This window comes from Pantoea anthophila, from assembly GCF_006494375.1.
In the GTDB taxonomy this organism is placed as follows: Bacteria; Pseudomonadota; Gammaproteobacteria; order Enterobacterales; family Enterobacteriaceae; genus Pantoea; species Pantoea anthophila.
This window is the reverse complement of record NZ_VHIZ01000063.1, coordinates 1-20,334: the sequence shown is the minus strand read 5'-3', so window position 1 is coordinate 20,334 and position 20,334 is coordinate 1. Positions and strand designations below refer to the sequence as shown.

Genomic DNA, 20,334 nt, shown 5'->3' with positions numbered 1-20,334 from the left:
CCCTGGCTCGTGCCGTCCTCTCGCCGACGTCCTGTCGGCTCATCCTGGCCTCCGGTTGCTCCTCAGCGCGCCGGATGCCTCTCCCACACCCCCGCCTTTGATATCTTCGTTTCTCCTGAATGGAACGTTGTCTGTTTGCACCGAAGCCAAAGACATTCTTTAAAACTCACCGCAGTAAAGTTCTTAACAGTAGAAGAAGAGATAACAGCGGGGAGGGAGGCTGTCTGAGCCGCTGAGCGGATGAGGGATTTCAGGACGAGCGACAGGGATGTCGCGAAGAGGCAGGTTCGCGCCAGGGATGGCGCGTCCTGCCGGTCCGTGAGAAATCCGGAAGAAGCGAGGGGACCGCGGAGCGGCGGTGAAGCAGGCCGGAGCCCGGGGTCAAGGGGGCGCGGCGACTGGCGCCCCCTTGTCGGTCGCCTGCAGAGGCGAAGCTGAAACTGCCCAACCTGTTGGGCGAACGAAACCTGCTCAGACTCCGCCCGCGCAGCGAACACCCCTCGGCAGCAACTCTTACCGGAAAGGCGGCTCATTAAACGTCCGCAGCTTCCGCGAATGCAGCTTGTCACCCTCGGCGCGCAGCAGTTCTACCGCGTGGATACCAATCTGCAGATGCTCCGAAATCGCGCCTTCATAGAAACGGTTGGCCTGACCCGGCAGCTTGATTTCACCGTGCAGCGGCTTATCGGAGACGCACAGCAGCGTGCCGTAAGGCACCCGGAACCGGTATCCCTGAGCGGCAATGGTGGCGCTCTCCATATCGACCGCCACCGCGCGGCTCAGGTTAAAACGCAGCGCCGACGCAGAGTAGCGCAGCTCCCAGTTGCGGTCATCCGTGGTCACCACGGTGCCGGTACGCAGCCGCTGTTTGACCTCTTCTCCCGGCATGTTGCTCACCGCTTTGGTGGCGTCATACAGTGCACGCTGCACCTCGGCGATGCTCGGCACCGGGATGTCAGGCGGCAGTACGCTGTCGAGCACGTGGTCGTCGCGCAGATAGGCGTGAGCCAGCACATAGTCCCCAATCCGCTGACTTTCGCGCAGACCGCCGCAGTGACCAATCATCAGCCAGGCGTGCGGGCGCATGACCGCCAGATGATCGCAGATGGTCTTGGCATTCGACGGGCCAACGCCGATGTTAATCAGAGTAATGCCGCGACGGTTGGGTGAGGTGAGATGCCAGGCGGGCATCTGATGCTTCTTCCACGCCAGATCTGAGAGCATCGCCTCGCTGTCGGCCGTGTCGGCCGTCAGCACCACGTCCCCGGCGCAGGCCAGGCTGTCGTACGGTGTCTCCGGGTCGCGCACCTGCTCGATCGCCCAGCGGACAAACTCATCAACATAACGGGTGTAGTTGGTGAACAGCACAAACGGCTGGAAATGTTCCACGCTGGTGCCGGTGTAGTGGCGCAGACGGGCCAGCGAGAAATCGGTCCGCAGCGCGTCGAAGTGGGAAAGCGGAAACTGAGCGTCGGCGTGGAACAGCCCGTCGGTGGTCTCATCCCCAATCTGCGACAGCTCGGTGGTCGGGAAGTGGCGTGCGATTCCGGCGCTCATGGTGCGATCCAGCGAGAGATCGGAGCCGTCAATCACGTAGGGATAGGGGATCTCCTGGCGGGAAGGCACCACGTCAATCTCCAGCTCATACTCCTTCTCCAGCATAGCCAGCTGTTCCGCAATGTAGTGGCGCAGCAACGCCGGGCGGGTAATGGTGGTGCTGTAACTGCCGGTATGCGTAAAGCGTCCCCAGGCGCGCGTGCGATTCTGCTGCGGGCCGTCACCGCGCCAGGTGATGCGCAGCTCCGGGTAAACAAACAGTCCCTGCTCCCGGGCGTCGGCATCGGGCAGCGTGCCGTTTTCGGTAAAGGTTTTAATCGCCGCACGCAGTGCATCGACCGCGCCACTGTAAAGGCGTTCAAGTTCATCCAGCGCCTGCTGGCTGGTCAGGTTTTTCCGTAATGTCGGCATGGTTTCTCCTTCCATTTTTTTCCGCAGTTTGTCCCAAGCTTAGCGGGTTTGTTGCAGAGATTGGTGAAGAATGTGTGATCGCCTTTTTTTTGCGCGAACCCGGCGGATAATCTGAGCAGCGTGACCGGATGCGCCCGTGAGCGGCGCTGAAAGCCCATAAGGAAATCTTCACGATCCAGGCCGGGGATTTGTCTACGCTGCCCGCATTATAAAGGCGAAAAGAGGGCAGGATGGGAACCCGCTCGCGCGCGCTGTGCGTTCGTAACGTCGGGGAAATAAACAGGATTGCTGCAGCGGGCAGGGCGATCGGGCAGAAAATGCCGTGACAGCCCGAAAAAGTTTGTAACGATGATTAATTTGTCCCGGAAAGACTTTGCATATTTCTCTGCCCACTATCATCATTAGAACTCCTGTCCAGTCTCTTCTGATTTGGTAATCCTTTGCAAAATCCCGGCGTAGCAATGATGCAGGCGATCAGGCGCACGGCGTGGTACCCGAAACGTCGCGCTTATCGCACGCTCTACTGGCGTGAAATATCGCCATTAGCAGTGCCTATCTTTTTCGAGAACGCCTGTGTGCTGTTGATGGGCGTACTGAGCACCTTCCTGGTCAGCTGGCTGGGCAAAGAGGCGATGGCGGGCGTGGGCCTCGCCGACAGCTTCAACATGGTGATCATCTCGTTCTTTGCCGCCATCGATCTCGGCACCACGGTGGTGGTGGCGTTCAGCCTGGCTAAACGCAACGGCAAGCGCGCCCGCGCCGCCACGCGTCAGTCGCTGGCCATGATGACGATACTCGCCTTCGTGCTGGTGATCGCCATCGAGTTCTGGGGACATCTGATTATTGATGCGATTGCGGGATCGGCCGAACCCAAAGTCAAAGCGCTGGCGCTGAGTTACCTGCAGACCTCCGCCTGGAGCTATCCGGCTGCCGCCATTACCCTGATTGGCAGCGGGGCGCTGCGCGGCGCAGGCAACACCAAAATCCCGATGCTGATTAACGGCGGCATGAATATCCTTAACATCATCATCAGTAGCGTGCTGATCTACGGCTGCTTCTCCTGGGACGGTTTAGGGTTTATCGGTGCCGGGCTGGGGCTGACCATTACCCGTTATATCGGGGCAATCGCCGTGATTTACGTGCTGATGATCGGCTTTAACGCCTCCCTGAAAATCACCCTGTCGAGCTATTTCCGGCGCTGGAACAGCAGCATCCTGATGGAAGTTTTAGGTATCGGCGTGCCTGCCAGCATCGAATCGGTGCTGTTCAACGGCGGTAAACTGCTGACTCAGGTCTTTGTCGCCGGGATGGGCACCAGCGAGATTGCCGGTAACTTTATTGCCTTCTCGGTGGCGTCGCTGATCAACCTGCCGGGCAATGCGCTGGGGTCCGCTTCGACCATTATTACCGGCACCCGGCTGGGTAAAAATCAGGTGTTTCAGGCGGAGCGCCAGGTGCGGCATGTTTTCTGGCTGGCGACGATCTGTCTGAGCGCGATAGCGCTGATGACGGTGCCGCTGGCCGGATTGCTGGCGCGCTTTTACACCAGCGATCCGGAGGTGATAAACGTGACGAAACACCTGCTCTGGCTCAATGCCCTGTTCATGCCGCTCTGGGCCGCCTCCTGGGTGTTGCCCGCCGGACTCAAGGGCGCACGCGATGCGCGTTACACCATGTACGTGTCGATGTTCAGTATGTGGGGCGCGCGCGTGGTCGCGGGCTATCTGCTCGGCATTGAACTGGGCATGGGCGTCACCGGCGTCTGGCTGGGGATGTTCCTCGACTGGACGGTGCGCGGCGTCTTCTTCTGGTGGCGACTCAACAGCGGCAAGTGGCTCGATCGCTATCGTCAGATGCTCGCCAGAATCGGCTAGCGGCCTGCTCACGCCTTCCCCGCTGGGGGGGAAGGCGTGGCGCATTCCGATGTAAAACATCCCAGCCGTCACATCTCCAGACTTTTACGCTACCGTTCAGGCAGTTGCACAATGCGCGACGCGCCCGACCTGGCTATCGTCATTCGGATGCCCGGACCCGATAATCAGAAAGGTGATTCTATGAACCGTTTTAAAACGGCGCTGGCGCTTCTGCCGCTGCTCTGTAGCCCGTCAGTATGGGCAACGACCTTTGTTTATGTTTCGAATGCGGAGTCGGGCACCGTCTCCCGCTATGCGCTTAATGAGGCCACTGGCAGCCTGCACTGGCGCGGCGAGACCCCCGCCGGGGGAAAGATTATGCCGCTGGCGGCCAGCCCGGATGGCCAGCACCTCTATGGCGCACTGCGCAGCCCGCCTTACGCCATCGTCAGCTGGCGCGTGACCCGTCCGCATGGCGACCTGCAGAGAATGGCGGTGACACCGGTTGCGGCCAGTTTTCCGTGGATCACCACCGACCGGCGCGGTCACTTTCTGCTGGCGGCCTCCTATGACAGCGATATCGTCACCAGCAACCGGATCGATAGCCAGGGCAGAATGACGGAGCAGGTCACGGGGAAGGTGAAGACCGGGCCGCACGCCCATTCCGTGATCACCGACGTCAGCAATCACGCCCTGTACGTCGGCAACCTGGGCACCGATCGGGTGCTACAGTATGCCTTCAGTGACGATGGCGTCATCACCCCGCTGGGTAAAGGGTTCGTTCAGGGCGAGAAAAACAGCGGGGCGCGGCATTCGGTGATCTCACCGGATAATCGCTTTGTCTATAACCTCGCGGAGATGAGCGGCACCATCACCCAGTTCCGGCGGGGGGCGGATGGCTCTCTGACGGCGTTGAAGCGCTGGCCGAATGCGGTGGCGAAGCGCTATAACCTGCAGCACGGCGAGCAGCGCCCGGCGGGCTACAGCGATCCCACGCCGCGTATCTGGGCGGCAGACATTCAAATCACGCCGGACGGGCACTTTATCTATGTGACCGAGCGGACGTCCAGCACCGTCAGCGGCTACCGGGTTGATAAAGCGTCTGGTGAGTTAACGCTGATCGGCAGCTGGCCGGTGGAAAAACAGCCGCGCAGTATGGCGATTGATGCACAGGGAAAATGGCTGATCGTCAGTGGAGAGAAAAGCGCAGTGATAAGCAGCTACGCCATCGATCCCGCCAGCGGCGAGCTGAAACGGGTGTCAGAAGCCCGCGCCGGTAAAGGGGCTAACTGGGTTACGCTCATCGCGCAGTAAAGCGGCGCCGTCCGGTTGGCGGCTGGCCGGGCAGGGCGCGTTATGCCAGTTCCGGCATAAGCAGTGCAGAAATTTTTGGTTCAGATCCGGCGGATAAGCGGGTTTACTCAGGGCATCAACTGATGCGGAGAGTCTGAGATGAAACAGAAACTGAAAGCCTGGTTTGAACAGCTGCTGAGCGGCCCTGCGGCGGATGACGCCGGGCGCGAAATTAACGTCGAACTGCTGCTGCCGCTGAGCCAGCTCTATGGGCTGGAATATTACCCGGCCGTGCATCGCTACCATGAAAAATAGCGGTTGTTCTCTTCCCGGTTAAAGGCCCGCTTACTGAGCGGACCTTTTTGCGTTTTAAAAGCGGCAATGACTCCCGCCCGCAACCCTGAGCGAAACCACCTTTAATCCCCGCTCAATCCTCAGCACTGTTACTTAAAGCAGACATCCTGCATCGATATTCCTTCACAACCGCATCGGATTACATTCATATCGTTAACACTCGCAAAAACACCCTTTGTAAATAATGTCTCAGGAACATTGAAAATTTGGCTTAACGAATGTTTTTACACTGCCAGTTTTACTTTTGCCATTAAGAGGTTTTTATTTTAAGTCAATAAGGAACTTCTGATTATTAAGGTGTTAATCTGCACACCTGTCCTTACACAAAACTTACAATTAGCGTTGTTAAACCTTCGATGAAAATGCCGCAGACAGGGATGTGGCTGGCTTTCGGAGCCAGTATTTTTATGAGCAACGTCATGGCGGCGCCGGTCACGCCCGGCGACCTTGATGTTATTCAGAATCAGCAGCAGCAGCGTCTGCAACAGGATCAGCAGCAGCGCGATGCGTTAACGCAGTCACATCAGGTGGCACTGCCTCAAAGTAAGCCCACGCAGGTCGGCGGTCCCTGCTTTGATATTCGCCAGATTATCCTGCAACAGGCCACCTTAATCACGCCAGCGCAGCAGGCGAAACTGGTCGCGCCTTATATCAATCAGTGTCTGACGCTGGAACGCATTAACCAGCTGGTACGCGCAATATCGGACTGGTATGTCCAGCGCGGCTATATCACCAGCCGGGCTTTTCTGACGGAACAGAATCTCTCCCGCGGAGTGTTAACGATTACGGTGCTGGAAGGCAGGCTGGAAGAAATTCGTTTGCAGGGTGCCCCTTCACACCAGCTGAAAATGGCCTTTCCGGGCCTGGCCGGTCGTATTTTAAATTTGCGTGATATTGAACAGGGCATGGAGCAGATCAACCGCCTCCGCACAGAGCCGGTGCAGATTGAGATCATCCCGTCGACTAAGCCCGGCTACTCCATCGTTAATCTGACCAGTAAACCTGAATTTCCGCTGACGCTGGGAGTGAATATGGATAACAGCGGGCAGAGAAGCACGGGTGTCGGCCAGCTTTCCGCCTCGCTGGTGGGTAACAATCTTCTGGGGTTGGCCGATCGCTGGTTTGTGAGCGGCGGTCGCAGCAGTGCGTTCAGCGACTGGCGTGACGCGCAGAATTTTCAGGCAGGTGTCAGCGTGCCTTATGGCTACGGGCTGCTGGATTACAGCTACAGCTGGAGCAACTACCACAGCCGCTTCAACGCGAACAGCTTCGACTGGTACAGCAACGGCGATAACATCTCAAACCGCCTCAGCGGTTCATGGGTCCTGTTCCGCAATGGACAGATCAAAACCGGTGTTCAGCTCGGACTCAGCCACTATGTCAGCCATAACTGGCTGAATCAGACACTGCTTCAGAGCAGCAGCCGCAAAATCACCAGTCTGCAACTCGGCGTGAATCATACGCAAAAAGTGGCAGGCGGCGTGGCAACCTTTAATCCGATGCTGAGCCGCGGGATGCCGTGGTTCGATGCCGAAAGCGACAGCGGTAAACGCGACGATCTCCCCAAAGCGCAATTCCGCAAGTGGAGTGTCAGCAGCAGCTATCAGCGACCATTGACGCAGAAAATGTGGTGGCTCAGCAGCCTGTACGCCCAGTGGTCGCCCGATCGCCTTTATGGCAGCGAACGGCTGACGATAGGCGGTGAAAGCTCAGTTCGCGGCTACAAAGAGCAATACCTCTCCGGCGATGTCGGCGGTTACCTGCGCAACGAACTCAACTACACGCTGTTTACGCTGCCAGTGATTGGCGAAGTCAGCTCCACGCTGGCCCTGGATGGCGGATGGCTGCAGAGCGACAGACAGGATCGCTATGCCGCCGGCACGTTGTGGGGCAGTTCGCTGGGACTGGGTACCCGCAACGCTCATGTCTCCACGCAGCTGTCGCTGGGCATTCCCGTCAGCTATCCCGACTACCTGGCGCCCGATCGCCTCAGCGTTTACGCACGTATTGGACTCGTTTTCTAAAAAAAGGCCCTGATTATGGATGATCAATTACCGATTTCACTGCCGCGTCGTCTGCTGAGCTATCTCATCTGCTCGCTGATTGCATTTCAGCCTCTGCTGCCCGCTTTTTCTGCCGTGATTACGCCTGCGACGCCGGGAACGCAGGTGGATGCCGCCGGAAATGGCGTGCCGGTCATTAACATCGCGACCCCTAATGCGTCGGGCCTGTCACACAATCAGTACCAGAATTACAACGTCGGCCAGGAAGGGCTGATCCTGAATAACGCCACCGGCCGGCTGACGCAGACGCAGCTGGGTGGACTCATCCAGAACAACCCGAATCTGAAAGCGGGGCAGGAAGCCCGGGCAATCATCAACGAGGTGGTGGGGGCCAACCGCTCGCAGCTTCAGGGCTACACCGAAGTGGCGGGTAAAGCAGCCAACGTGATGGTCGCCAACCCCTACGGCATCACCTGTAACGGCTGCGGCTTTATCAATACGCCAGAGGTGACGCTCACCACCGGTAAACCGCAGCTTGATGCGCAGGGAAATCTGCGGTCGCTGGAAGTGACGAAAGGCGCCATCACCATTGAGGGTAAAGGGCTGGATGGCAGCCAGGCCGACGCTGTCTCGATCATCGCGCGCGCAACAGAAATTAACGCGGATATTCATGCCAGAGATCTCAATGTCACGCTGGGCGCAAACCGGGTCGGTGCTGATGGCAGCGTGACACCTGTCGCGGGCGAAGGGGCTGCGCCGTCAGTCGCTGTGGATACCGGTGCGCTGGGCGGGATGTATGCAAACCGCATCCATCTGATCTCCAGCGAAAACGGGGTCGGCGTTAATCTCGGCAACCTCAACGCCCGTCAGGGCGATATGGTGCTGGATGCGCAGGGGCGGCTGAGCATCAATAACAGCCTGACGAGCGGTAACCTGACGGCCAGAGGCAGCAGCATTACGCTGCAGGGTGAGCATAAAGCCGGTGGGAATGTCGCACTGACTGCACAGCAGGAGATTGCCTTAACAGGCGCAAAACTCGGCAGCGACGCGTCGCTCGACCTTAACAGTCAGGGGCAGATAACGCTTAAAGGCAGCAGCCTGACCGCAGGCCAGAGCGCCCGTCTCAGCAGTGGCGCTCTGAGTATCGATAAAAACAGCAGCGGCAATGCGTCTGACCGGATGCAGCTTTCCGCCACCTCTCTGCTACAGAATGAGGGTCAGCTGACCGCGACTGAACAACTGGATATCCAGGCCGCACAGGTGGTTAACCGTGGAAGCCTGACCAGCCACGGTGAGGCGAAGCTCCGCAGCAACAGCCTGCAGCAGGAGGGCATGCTGCTCTCTGAGGGCACCAACACGGTCGTCATTGCCGGCAACCTGAGTAATAGCGGGGAGATCAGCGGCAGCAGTCTGAACGTTCAGGGCGACGCCATCGATAACAGCGGCAGGCTGTTAAGCGCCAGTGACGCACTAATCACAGCGAACAGTCTTCAGCAGCGCGGCACTCTTTCAGCCAGCAGAAAAAATCAGCTTAACGTGACCGGTGCGCTGAACAACAGCGGGGAGATCAGCGGCGGTAGCCTGAACGTTCAGGGCGACACGATTGACAACAGCGGCAGGCTGTTAAGCGCCGGTGACGCGCTGATCACAGCCAGTCACGTCAGGCAGCGCGGCATCCTGTCCGCCACTAACCGTAATCAGCTGAATGTTGCTTCAGAACTGAACAACAGTGGCGAACTGAGTGGCAGCAGTCTGGCGATTCACAGCGGTTCGCTGCTCAACAGCGGCAGCCTGCTGGGCAGTCAGGAGGCGGATATCATGTCCGGAAGCCTGCAGCAGGATGGAACGCTCTCCTCTCAGGGAAGGGTGCAGCTGAACGTGGCCGATTGGCTAAACAACAGCGGGGAGCTGAGCGCGAGCCGTCTTGATATCAACAGCGGTACGATGACGAACAAAGGAAAAGTCATCAGCAGCGGTGACACCACGCTGACGGCGAAACGTCTGGATCAGGACGGTACACTCTCTGTACAGGGTAACGCAACGCTTAACCTCGCCGACGCGCTCAGTAACAGTGGCAACATCGTCAGTCAGCGGTTGCAGATTGACACTGCGGCCCTGAAAAACAGCGGCGAAATGGTCAGCAACGGCGATGCCGTGGTTAACGCCGATACGCTGCAGCAGAATGGCTCCATCACAGCCCGCGGTGACGCGCAGATGACCGCCCGTGGCTGGCTGGAAAATCAGGGAGCCATCAGCAGTCAGAACGCCCTTATCCTGAACAGCGCAGAGCTGCGTAATAGCGGGTCATTAACCGCGCCTGAACTGACGCTGAACGCCGCGCAACTCAGCAACGGCGGCCTGCTGCAGGGCAACAGATTACTCTCCATCAGGGCCACACAGCTGGATAATCTTGCTGCGGGCACAATCAGCTCCGACAACGATTTTACGCTTGGCCTGCCACAACTCAGTAACAGCGGACTGATCACCAGCGGCAAAACGTTGCTGCTGAGTGGTGACCAGCTGAACAACAGCGGCGAGATTAACGCCGCCAGCCTGAGCAGCACATTCAGACGCGTAAGTAATCAGCCGAGCGGAAAATTGCTGGCGGACGACCAGATCCGCCTGCAGGGTGATGCGCTGAACAATCAGGGGACAGTCGCTGCCGGCGCAGTGAACAGTGACGTCAGCCTGCTGGAAAACAGCGGCACGCTGCAGGGTAACAGGGCTCTCTCGCTGCAGGGCAGCGGGTTAACCAACAGCGGCACGCTGCTCAGCGCAGGGCAGCTGAGCGTGAAACAGCAGACCCTGGACAACAGCGGACTGCTGCAGGGCAAACAGCTTACCGTTCAGACCAGCCGCTGGCAGAACAGCGGCAATGCGCTGAGCGAGACCGACGCCGATCTGCAAAGCAGTACGCTGGAAAATAGCGGAAAAATTCTGGGGCAGCAGGGCATCGGGCTGAAGGCTGACCACACTGACAACAGCGGCTGGCTGATGGCCCAGGTACTGACGCTGCGCGGTGACATGATTAACAGCGGTCTGCTGCAGGGTAATCGTCAGCTTTCACTGGAAGGCAGCCAGCTGGACAATCAGCAGGGAGGCCAGCTGCTCACGGATGGCACGCTCACCGGAAACGTGGCGACGCTGACTAACCACGGCGCCATCCAGGCCGATGAGATGGTGCTCAACGCCGATAGGGTGCAGAACGGCGGCAATGTCCGCGCCGGCAAAGCGTTAACCGCCGTGGTCAATGGTGCGCTGACTAACAGCGGCAGTCTGCTCAGCCAGCAGCAGATGAATCTGCAGGGCACAGCCATTGAGAACACGGGAACGCTGGCGGCGAATAACCTCAGCCTGCATTCACCTACCCTTAGCAACGCCGGGCTGCTGCAGGGCAACAGCAGCTTGACGCTCGACCATCAGCAACTCCATAACCTCCATGACGGCCAGTTGATCGCCGGGGGACCGCTGATCCTGACGCTCGATCAACTGGATAATGAGGGCCTGCTGCAGGTCAACGGGGCGCTGGCAATCAACAGCAACCGTCTCAGCAACAGCGGACGCCTGTTAAGCGATAACCTCGGTCTTCAGATTAACGATTCGCTGAGTAACAGCAGCACAGGAGAGATCGTCAGCGCCAGCCAGGCCGATCTGCATGCGCAGACGCTCAGCAACAGCGGGCAGATTGCGGCTAAGCAGCTCAGCGCCAGCGGCAACACGCTGGAAAATAGCGGGCTGCTGCAGGGCGAGACGCTGCTGGATCTTCGGTTCGCCCAGCTCCACAACGGCAACGGTGGTCAACTGCTGAGCGGCGATCGGCTGGTTATCCAGGGTGGCAGCGCAGTCAATGATGGCAGCTGGCAGGGTCAGCAACTCGATCTCACACTGGACTCGCTCAGTAATCACGGCAGCATCACTGGCATCCGTGCTTTGCGGGGTCATGTCGCCAGCGATCTGATTAACAGCGGCACGCTGGTCAGTCAGGGTGATAGCGATCTCAACGCCAGCACGCTGAACAACAGCGGCAAAGTGATGGCGAACCGGCTGGGGTTACAGGCTACCCGCCTGAACAATGACGGTCTGCTGCAGGGCAGCACGGCACTGACTGCACAGGCTGATAACCTCACACAATCGGCCGGTGGCAAAACGCTGAGCGGTGGAGCGCTGACGCTGAACGCGGGCCAGCTCACCACTCAGGGTGTGCTGCAGGGTGAGCAGGCAACGGTAAACGCGGACAACTGGCTGCATCAGGGATCGCTGCTGGGCAGCAAGGATCTGAACGTCAGCATCAGCAACGAACTGCAGAACGCCGGCGCTTTACTGAGCCAGGGCAGGGCGCAGATCGCGTCCAACACGCTGAACAACAGCGGTTCACTGCTCGGTGAAGGGGCGATGACCCTGAACGGAGCCGTCCTGAATAACCGCGGTTCGGTGCAGGGTAAAACCCTGACCATTACGCCCGCGAGCGTCATTAATCAGGGCAGCCTGATCGGCCTGCAGGCATTAACCTTTGCGGCGATGCCGCAGGTCAGCGGGCGGATGCTGCTCAGAGCACTGGCCGCGCCAGCACGCCAGTTAATGAATAACCAGGGTGGATCGCTGCTGACGCAGGGCACGCTGACCATCAACGGCGGAGATGTTGTGAATAACGGCAGCTGGCAGGGACAGCAAATCCTGCTGAATGCCCGGCAGCTGACCAATAATGGCGCGATCCAGAGTGCGGATGCGCTGCAGCTGATTCTGTCCGATCGCCTTGATGCGGGCGCAGGCAGTAAGATTTCGGCGAATGGCTCGGCGGCGCTGCAGGCTCTGACGCTGGCCAATCAGGGCGAATGGATCGCCCGTAACCTGACGCTGCGGGGCGACACGTTAAACAATAACGGTGCCGTAACCGGTGTCGAGGCGCTGACGGTGGGCCTGAACGGCGCACTGACCCAGCAGCAGGATAAAACGCTGCTCAGCGCAGGCAGGTTAACGCTTCAGTCATCCTCGCTCAATAATGCCGGGCGCGTGCAGGGCGGCGACCTGCAGATCACTTCGGGCGCAGTTGATAACAACGGGCGCTTACAGGGTGACAGCAATCTGCTGATTAATGCCGGCGGACGCATTACCAATGGCGGCAGCGGCTCCCTGATCACGCAAAATACCCTGACGCTGACCGGGCCGGAACTCTTCAACTCTGGCCTGATTCAGGGCAACGGCAACGGTGTGGCGACCCTAACCGGTTTGACGCAAAACGATGGCCGGTGGCTTTCGGGTGGTGCGCAGACACTGAATACGCCGCAGCTGAATAACAACGGCTGGTTACAGGCGTCGCAGCTGATTCTCAATGCGACCAATGCCAGCAATAACGGCACGCTGCTGGCCGACGGCCAGGGCACACTGACCGGTAATGGCTTCAGCAACCAGGGCACAGCCCAGGGCGGCAATCTTGAGGTCAATTATCAGCAGGTCAACAACAGCGGAACGCTGCTGGGTAACAACCGGCTGAGCGTGATGGCTGCTCAGGTGGGCCAGCCGGGCAGCGGTCGCCTGTTCAGCGGCGGCGATCTGCTGGTTCACAGCAACGGCTTTGATCAGCGCGGTCAGGTGGTGGCGCTGGGTAACGCCACGCTGGACATCGCCAATGGCTTTACCGGTCGCGATGTGCTGGCGGCAGGCGGGCGACTCACCGTCAGCAGTAACGGCGCGATAGATAACCAGGGCACGATGCAGGGCGGGGCGCTGACGCTGAGTGCAGGCGGCGATCTCACCAATAATGGTCAGCTCACTACCGGTTCCGGTGACAGTGCCTTAAGCGGCAATCGCATCGCCATGAACGGGAATGGCACGCTGCAGGGCGGCGGTAACATCAACCTGGCCAGCCGCAGCGATATCACGCTGGACGGGTTCACCGGGACTGCTGGCAATCTGGTGCTCAGCGCACCAGGCAGTATTGTTAATACCGCGCTGCTCTATGCGGGCGGTAACCTTTCTCTGTTTGCCAACAGCATTCGTAACCAGCGTGCCGATATGCTGGCAGGCGGCAGTATGTGGCTTCAGGGTGACGCGGCGGGGAATGCCAACGGCGAAGTAATTAACACCTCCGGCACCATCGAAACGCAGAACGGCGATATCACGATTAATACGGGGCATCTGCTGAATACAAGAGATGGGTTGAGTGTTTCTGAAACGCATACCGCTTCAAACCAGACGGGCTTAGGCGTAGACCTGATAAAGGTTCCAATCTCTGAATTTAAACCAGAGGAATATGGGGTATTCGTAAACTCAAAAACAACATGTGATTCATGGGGAAAGAATGGGCAAGGTTGTAAAACTTCAACAGCATATTACTACGTACCAACAAAAGAAGCCGCGACTAAGAATTTCTCATTATCTAGCACCACGATAAACGTTAGCAGTAATGGTGGTGCAGCCCGCATAGCCTCGGGCCGTGATATGAACATAAGAGCAGCTACGTTTGATAATCAGGCCAGTAATGTTCTGGCGCAGAGAGATATATCTCTCTCCGGAAATCAATTGAACAACCAATCCTGGCAAGCTGGGACACAAAGTACTTATTTTACTTATAAGTATGAAGGGATACTGTTTGATTACGCACACCTATATACAAGTACTAGTGACTACGGTTATCAACATACTTATGCTACTACCGGCTCTCGGAATAAGCCGAAAGTAAAATCAATAACATATGAACTTACAGATCAGGGAACGAGCTTTACACCGGGAGAGCTCTACCGCGCCGTTATTCAGGCAGGCGGTAACGTCTCTGCTAATTTCAGCGGCGATATCAGTAATACCAATACCACCGCAAATGCCGGCTGGAGTGGCAATACGCTTTCTGCTCCAGCCCTGCGCGGATTAACTGCCATAGGCACCGCTGGCGCGCAGTCTCACCAGCAATTGGCTAATGCTGATAAAGCCGCAATCAATACACCGCAATGGCGCGATCAACTGCAGAATGCGCTGCAGCAGGTCAATGGCGCAGGAGCGCTGGAGACGGCCTCACCTGGCAGCGCCTCGCTGACGCAGTACGCAACGGCAGGTAAAAATAACGCACTCCTGGGCAAGGCCCTTAACCTGAATAACGCTGCTCAGGGATCTGCGACACTGCATAACTACAAGGCTGCTGAAGTTGATATCAGTGCCTATCCTTTACCTTCGGGCGAAAACGGCTACTTTGTCGCGTCAAAAGCCAATAGCCGCTACCTGATCACCGTTAACCCTAAACTTAACGGCCTCGGGCAGGTTAATCAGGGTCTGTTCAATGACCTGAATACACTTCTTGGTAAACAGCCTGCTACCACGCCACTTCAGGAAACGCGTCCTCAATATACAGACGAGAAGGCTTTCCTTGGCTCCTCGTACATGCTCGACCGTCTTAACCTGAAGCCAGATTATGATTATCGCTTCCTCGGCGATGCGGCGTTTGATACCCGCTATGTCAGCAACACGGTTCTGAATCAGACGGGTAACCGCTATATCAATGGACTGGGTTCCGACCTTGAGCAGATGCGCTATCTGATGGATAACGCTGCCGCCGCTCAGCAGTCGATGGGCCTGGAATTTGGTGTTTCACTCTCTGCAGAACAACTCGCCTCATTAGACAAGAGCATGCTCTGGTGGGAAGCCACCACGATCAACGGTGAAACGGTGATGGTGCCGAAGCTCTATCTGTCGACAAAAGATGTCGAAGTGCGTGATGGCAGTGTGATCGCCGGTAATAACGTGACGCTGAAAGGCGGCAACGTTACCAACACCGGTAGCAGCGTGATGGCTAAAAACGATCTGACCATCGACAGCCAGAATACGCTCAGTAACCTCAATGCCGGTCTGCTCCATGCGGGTGGCGATCTGCAGCTCAGCGCGTTGAATGATATTAATAACGTCAGCGCAACCATCAGCGGTAAGAAGGTGGCACTGGAGAGTATTAACGGTGACATCAACAATCTGACTACGTCACAGCTCTGGCATCTGGATGCAGACAACGGCAAGGGAGCGAAGAAATCCTATACCGAAACGCTGACCGGGCCGACCGCGAGCATCACGTCACTGGAATCACTTAGCCTCAACGCGGGTAACAACATTGCCGTTACCGGCGCTAACCTCAACGCGGGTGGCGATCTGCTGCTGAACGCCTGGAATGATATTGTGATTACCGGCAATCAGAATGTCACTGGCGGCGCGCAGTCCGGTTTCGGAAACCGCTGGCAAAAGATTGATGCGACCAGCAAGACCACCGTCAACACAGTCGGCAGCCAGATCGCCGCAGGTGGCAACATGGCGATGCAGGCAGGCCACGATCTGACCGTTACCGCCAGCAGCATCAACGCCGGTAAAAACGCGGCGCTGGCAGCCGGTAATGATCTTAATCTCAACAGCGCGACCAGCAGCCAGAATGAGGTGAAGGGTAAACGTGAAACCCATTCAACCGGTCTGGATCGCACTACGCTGACCAGCGGCGGCGATTTAGCACTCCAGGCCGGACACGATATTAATAGCCAGGCGGCAGGCATGGCCGCAGACAAAGACGTCACCCTACAGGCAGGGCGTGACGTCAATCTGCTGGCGGCGGAAACCGGTTCCGGCAATAGCTACAAATCCGGCAAGAAGGTTGAGATTAATGAGTCGGTACGCCAGCAGGGCACGGAAATTGCCAGCGGTGGTAGTACGGCGGTTAAAGCGGACCGTGACGTGGTCGCTGAAGCCGCGAGAGTCGATGCCCGCGACGATCTTGCCGTCCAGGCAGGGCGGGATGTGACGATTAGCACGGCAACCGAAAGCGATTATCACTACGACGAAGAGACAAAAGTTAAGAAAAAGCTTTTCTCTAAAAAGACCACGCACACGGTTCATGAGAACTCTTCGACGACTGAACAATCTTCGGCGTTGAGTGGCAACAATATCGCGATTGTCGCTGGACGCGATGTGGCCGTAACCGGTTCCAGCGTGGTTGGTGATAACAGCGTTGCGTTGAAGGCCGGGCGTGATCTTGCGATTACAGCGGCAACTGAAGAGCAGCATAGCTACAGCCTGAAAGAAACCAAAAAGAGCGGCATGATGAGCGGCGGCAGTATCGGTGTGACGTTCGGTAGTGCTTCCACTCGTCAGCAACTCAATCGCGACGGTACCACACAAAGTCAGAGTGCCAGTGCTGTAGGCAGCACTGGCGGCAGTGTCACCCTGATTGCCGGTAACAATGCACACATCGGTGGTTCTGATGTTATCGCTAAAAAAGATATCAGCGTGGTCGGTGGCTCTGTGAATATTGATCCTGGCAACGATCTTGTCAGTCGTCGTCAGGTGTATGAACAGAAGAAAAGCGGCTTAACACTGCAGCTGACCAGCCCGATCACAGATGCCTTATTAAGCCTTGGGGAACAGGCAAAATCGGCCAGTGAGGCGGGCGACGATCGCCTTAAAGCCCTGGGCGCGGTAAAAGCTCTGGAAAGTGGCTGGGCGATGTCTGGCGGAAAAGCCATGCAGTCTGGTCAGGCTCTGGCAAACGGCAATATGAGCGAAGCAGGGATTAAAATTGAGCTCAGTGTCGGCGCGAGTAAGAGTAAATCCTCATCGGAATATAACGCCAATGCCGTTAAAGGGAGCTCACTCAATGGCGGCGGCAACATTGCCGTGGTGGCGACCGGTGCCAACGGCAGCAGCGGTGATATTACGCTCTCTGGCAGCGGCATTACCGGCAAAAATGTCACGCTTGCTGCGGCGCACGATCTCAACCTCACTGCGGCAACCAATAACACAGAACAGAAGAGCAGCAATAAAGCTTCTGGCTGGAGTGGCGGTATCCATATCGCGATAGGTCAAGAGACAGGCATCGGTGTGCAGGCCAGCGGCTTTATGGCCAGCGGCAAGGAGAACGGCAAAACCACCGATTACGTCAACAGCCGTGTGAACGCCAGCAATGACCTCACCCTGAGCAGCGGCAACGATACCATGTTGTCTGGCGCGCAGGCGCTGGGTAACCGAATTGTTGCTGATGTTGGTCATGATCTGACGATGACCAGCCTGCAGGATACCGATGATTATCAAAGCAAACAGCAGAGCGCCAGCGGTGGCTTCAGCTTTACGTTCGGCAGCATGACCGGCTCGGCTGGCCTGAGTCTGAGTCAGAGTAAAGTGAACAGTGAATACGCGAGCGTGGGCGATCAGAGCGGCCTGTTTGCCGGTAACGGGGGGTATAACGTTTATGTGGGTAACCACACTCAACTTAATGGCGCGGTGATCGCTTCTACCGCGCAATCCGCGAACAATGCACTCTCTACCGGCACGCTGGGCTGGTCAGACATCGACAACCACGCCTCTTATAAAGCCAGCAGTTCATCAATCAGTATGGGTGGCGGTAATGAAAATCATCAAATGTCAGGCGGTGCGATCCCAACCTCTGCCAATAGCCATGCCAGTGCGTCCGGTACCACCCGTTCAGCTGTAGCGGATGGCACCATCACGGTGCGTAACAGTCAGGAGCAGACGCAGAATGTCGCAGACCTGAGCAGAGATACAGATAACGCCAACGGGCATATCGACAAAATATTCGACAAGGATAAGGTCGCCCGCAAACTGGAGTTCGCACAGGGGATTCAGGAACTGGGTCAGCGTGTTGCAAGCGATGTCAGCAGCTACAAGATGCAGGCAGCTAAGGACGAGGCCAAAGAAAGGCTGCTGAAAGCAAATCCGCAAAATGCCAGTTTATCTCAGGCTGCGTTAAACGATCTGATTGTTCAGGATGCGGGCTATAAGGCTGTTGCGGAGAAGTGGGGCATCGGTGGCAGCTATTCCATGGCGGCGGCAGCGGTGACAGGTGTGCTGGGTGGGCTGGGCGCAGGCAATCTGGGATCAGCCGCAGCAGGTGGAATGGCACCTTATATCGCCAATAAAATCAAGCACGCTACCAGCACATTTGTTAATGGACAGGAACAGACTAACGTTCTGGCTAACACTATGGCGCATGCGGTAGCGGGCGCTGTACTGGCGCAGCTGGCGGGCAACAACGCATCTGCAGGGGCAACTGGTGCGGCAGGTGGCGAGCTTATGGCCCGCGCTATCCTCAGCACGATGTATCCTGGCAAGCAGGCCAGCGACCTGACGCAGGATGAGAAGCAGGTAGTCAGCGCGCTAAGCAAGCTGGCAGCACAACTATCAGCAGGAGTGACATCCGGTTCTATAGAGGGCGGGATTCAGGGGGCGGTTGCTGGAAAGAATGCGGTTGAGAATAATGCGCTGGGAAGAGATGATGAGTTGCAGCAGGAGCATGGTAATCGCCCGATAGAAGTCATCCCTATGAATCCGATGAAAACTGGATTAGTGGATGACGGAGGTAATGTACAGAAAGCGGGCGGTAAGGTTATTATTATAAATAAATCAAAATACCCAGAATCTGCCAAGCATATTGAGGATGCGCAGGCAGCGGGTAAGCCAACAGTTTTGACAATTGATCGTAATGGAGCAGCACAGCGGCGGCGGGAATCTTTAAAAGATACTCCACCTGTAAAAGGCATGGACCGCGATGAGTACCCACCAGCTATGTTCAAAGAGGGGGGGGCGGGGGCCTCAGTCAGACCAATTGCACCTTCGGATAATAGAGGGGCTGGAGCTTGTATTGGAGCGCAATGTCGAAATTTGCCAGATGGTACATCTATAATCATTAAAACGGATGGAGGAAATAAAAATGAATGATTATGTAGAAAAATTGTTATCAATTTGTAGCAATGCTCTTTCACCATTGGAAGGGGTTAAAGATTGCTCGGAATTTTTTAGCTCCCCATTATCCTTTGAACTAAATACTCTGTTAAATAGAAAAAACGGATGCTATGGGTTTGAGTCGGCTTTACACATTTTTCCCTATCAAACAACGCATGAGGAAATCGGTTTAGTAGACTGGAATAACAAAAATCTCTGGATTTCTTCTTATGAAGACATGGCTATTGGTGCATTATATTTTGCTGAAGATGTTTTTGGTGGACAATTTTGTTTAAAGACTAATGGTATCTATTTCTTCGATCCTGAAACTGCCGAATTCACAAAGTTTGCTAATAACATTAATGAATGGTGTGAATTGATATTATCTGATTATTCGGTAGTTACTGGATATTCACTGGCCCATTCATGGCAAGAAATAAATGGCCCCATACCTTCAGGATATCGTTTGGCTCCGAAAATCCCATTCGTTGCTGGAGGTTTATACGAGCTTGATAATCTTTATATTTGCAAGTCACATGAGTTGATGGAAGCCGCAGCTAATATCGCATTGCAAATAAGAGACACTCCTGATGGTAGTAATGTACAACTAGTTATAAATACTTAAATGTAGTGTACTTCAACTTGAGGGGTTTATAAATTAAAATTTAGTCGCTGAATTGCCCTCAAACCTCGAAAGCTAATTTTCGGAGTGCAGTTCAGTAGGTTAAGTTTTACTTTTAATCTCTAAGCTTTGTCGCTTAGTGGCATTGTAAGATGATTACATGTGACGCAGCGGTAATCTCTGTTTGGCTGCATGTGACAGGGGGGATTTCCTGATTAAAATTGATGCTCAAGCATTCTTCTCCGTAATTTACATGATGCGGCTAATGGGCTGGTTCTGTTGGACAATAATGCTAACATCCTGGCCTTAGTTAAATTACCAATGATACAGCCTTCATGCTTTGATGGTGAGTCGGGGTTGAGGATTCGGGCTTCCATCTAGACAGGGCTTGTCGCCAGCATCATATCCTTTTGGCTGACGAGACAGCATTTGAAAAGGTATTGAAACAGCTAAGAAGATAGAGAATATGACTTTATTTGAAGAGTGTCAAAAGGCACTTAGTGCCGATTTCGAAATTTTTGAAGGAAAGGATGAGAAAAAAGCTGTT

7 protein-coding genes are annotated in these 20,334 nt (G+C 56.1%); 6 read left to right on the top strand and 1 reads right to left on the bottom strand.

Annotated features, from left to right (window positions below; genetic code table 11):
- Window positions 1-513 precede the first annotated feature (513 nt).
- The gene (locus FJW00_RS20410; protein ID WP_046102104.1) at window positions 514-1,968 is read right to left on the bottom strand and encodes an AMP nucleosidase; all 1,455 of its coding nucleotides are present in this window, start codon (window positions 1,966-1,968) and stop codon (window positions 514-516) included.
- A gap of 464 nt (window positions 1,969-2,432) precedes the next feature.
- Between FJW00_RS20410 and FJW00_RS20405 the strand changes: the two genes are divergently transcribed.
- The 6 genes from FJW00_RS20405 to FJW00_RS20385 all read left to right on the top strand — a co-directional run bounded on the left by FJW00_RS20405 (window position 2,433) and on the right by FJW00_RS20385 (window position 19,790).
- Window positions 2,433-3,842 (top strand): EmmdR/YeeO family multidrug/toxin efflux MATE transporter, encoded by a 1,410-nt coding sequence (locus FJW00_RS20405; RefSeq protein ID WP_140028916.1) that lies wholly within the window; start codon window positions 2,433-2,435, stop codon window positions 3,840-3,842.
- 180 nt (window positions 3,843-4,022) lie between these two features.
- A complete protein-coding gene (locus tag FJW00_RS20400) occupies window positions 4,023-5,135 on the top strand; it encodes a lactonase family protein (RefSeq protein ID WP_140925515.1) in 1,113 nt (370 codons plus the stop codon).
- Window positions 5,136-5,273: 138 nt separating this feature from the next.
- Window positions 5,274-5,429 (top strand): hypothetical protein, encoded by a 156-nt coding sequence (locus tag FJW00_RS22405; protein WP_181405398.1) that lies wholly within the window; start codon window positions 5,274-5,276, stop codon window positions 5,427-5,429.
- Between the two features lie 395 nt (window positions 5,430-5,824).
- On the top strand, window positions 5,825-7,492 hold the full coding sequence (locus FJW00_RS20395; RefSeq protein ID WP_140925514.1) for a ShlB/FhaC/HecB family hemolysin secretion/activation protein: 1,668 nt from the start codon (window positions 5,825-5,827) through the stop codon (window positions 7,490-7,492).
- A 15-nt stretch (window positions 7,493-7,507) separates the two neighbouring features.
- Window positions 7,508-19,162 carry a hemagglutinin repeat-containing protein gene (locus FJW00_RS20390; protein ID WP_140925513.1) on the top strand — a complete coding sequence of 3,885 codons (11,655 nt, stop codon included), beginning with the start codon at window positions 7,508-7,510 and terminating at the stop codon, window positions 19,160-19,162.
- Window positions 19,155-19,790 (top strand): SMI1/KNR4 family protein, encoded by a 636-nt coding sequence (locus FJW00_RS20385; protein ID WP_140925512.1) that lies wholly within the window; start codon window positions 19,155-19,157, stop codon window positions 19,788-19,790. Before FJW00_RS20390 ends, FJW00_RS20385 begins: the two co-directional genes overlap by 8 nt.
- Window positions 19,791-20,334: the final 544 nt, after the last annotated feature.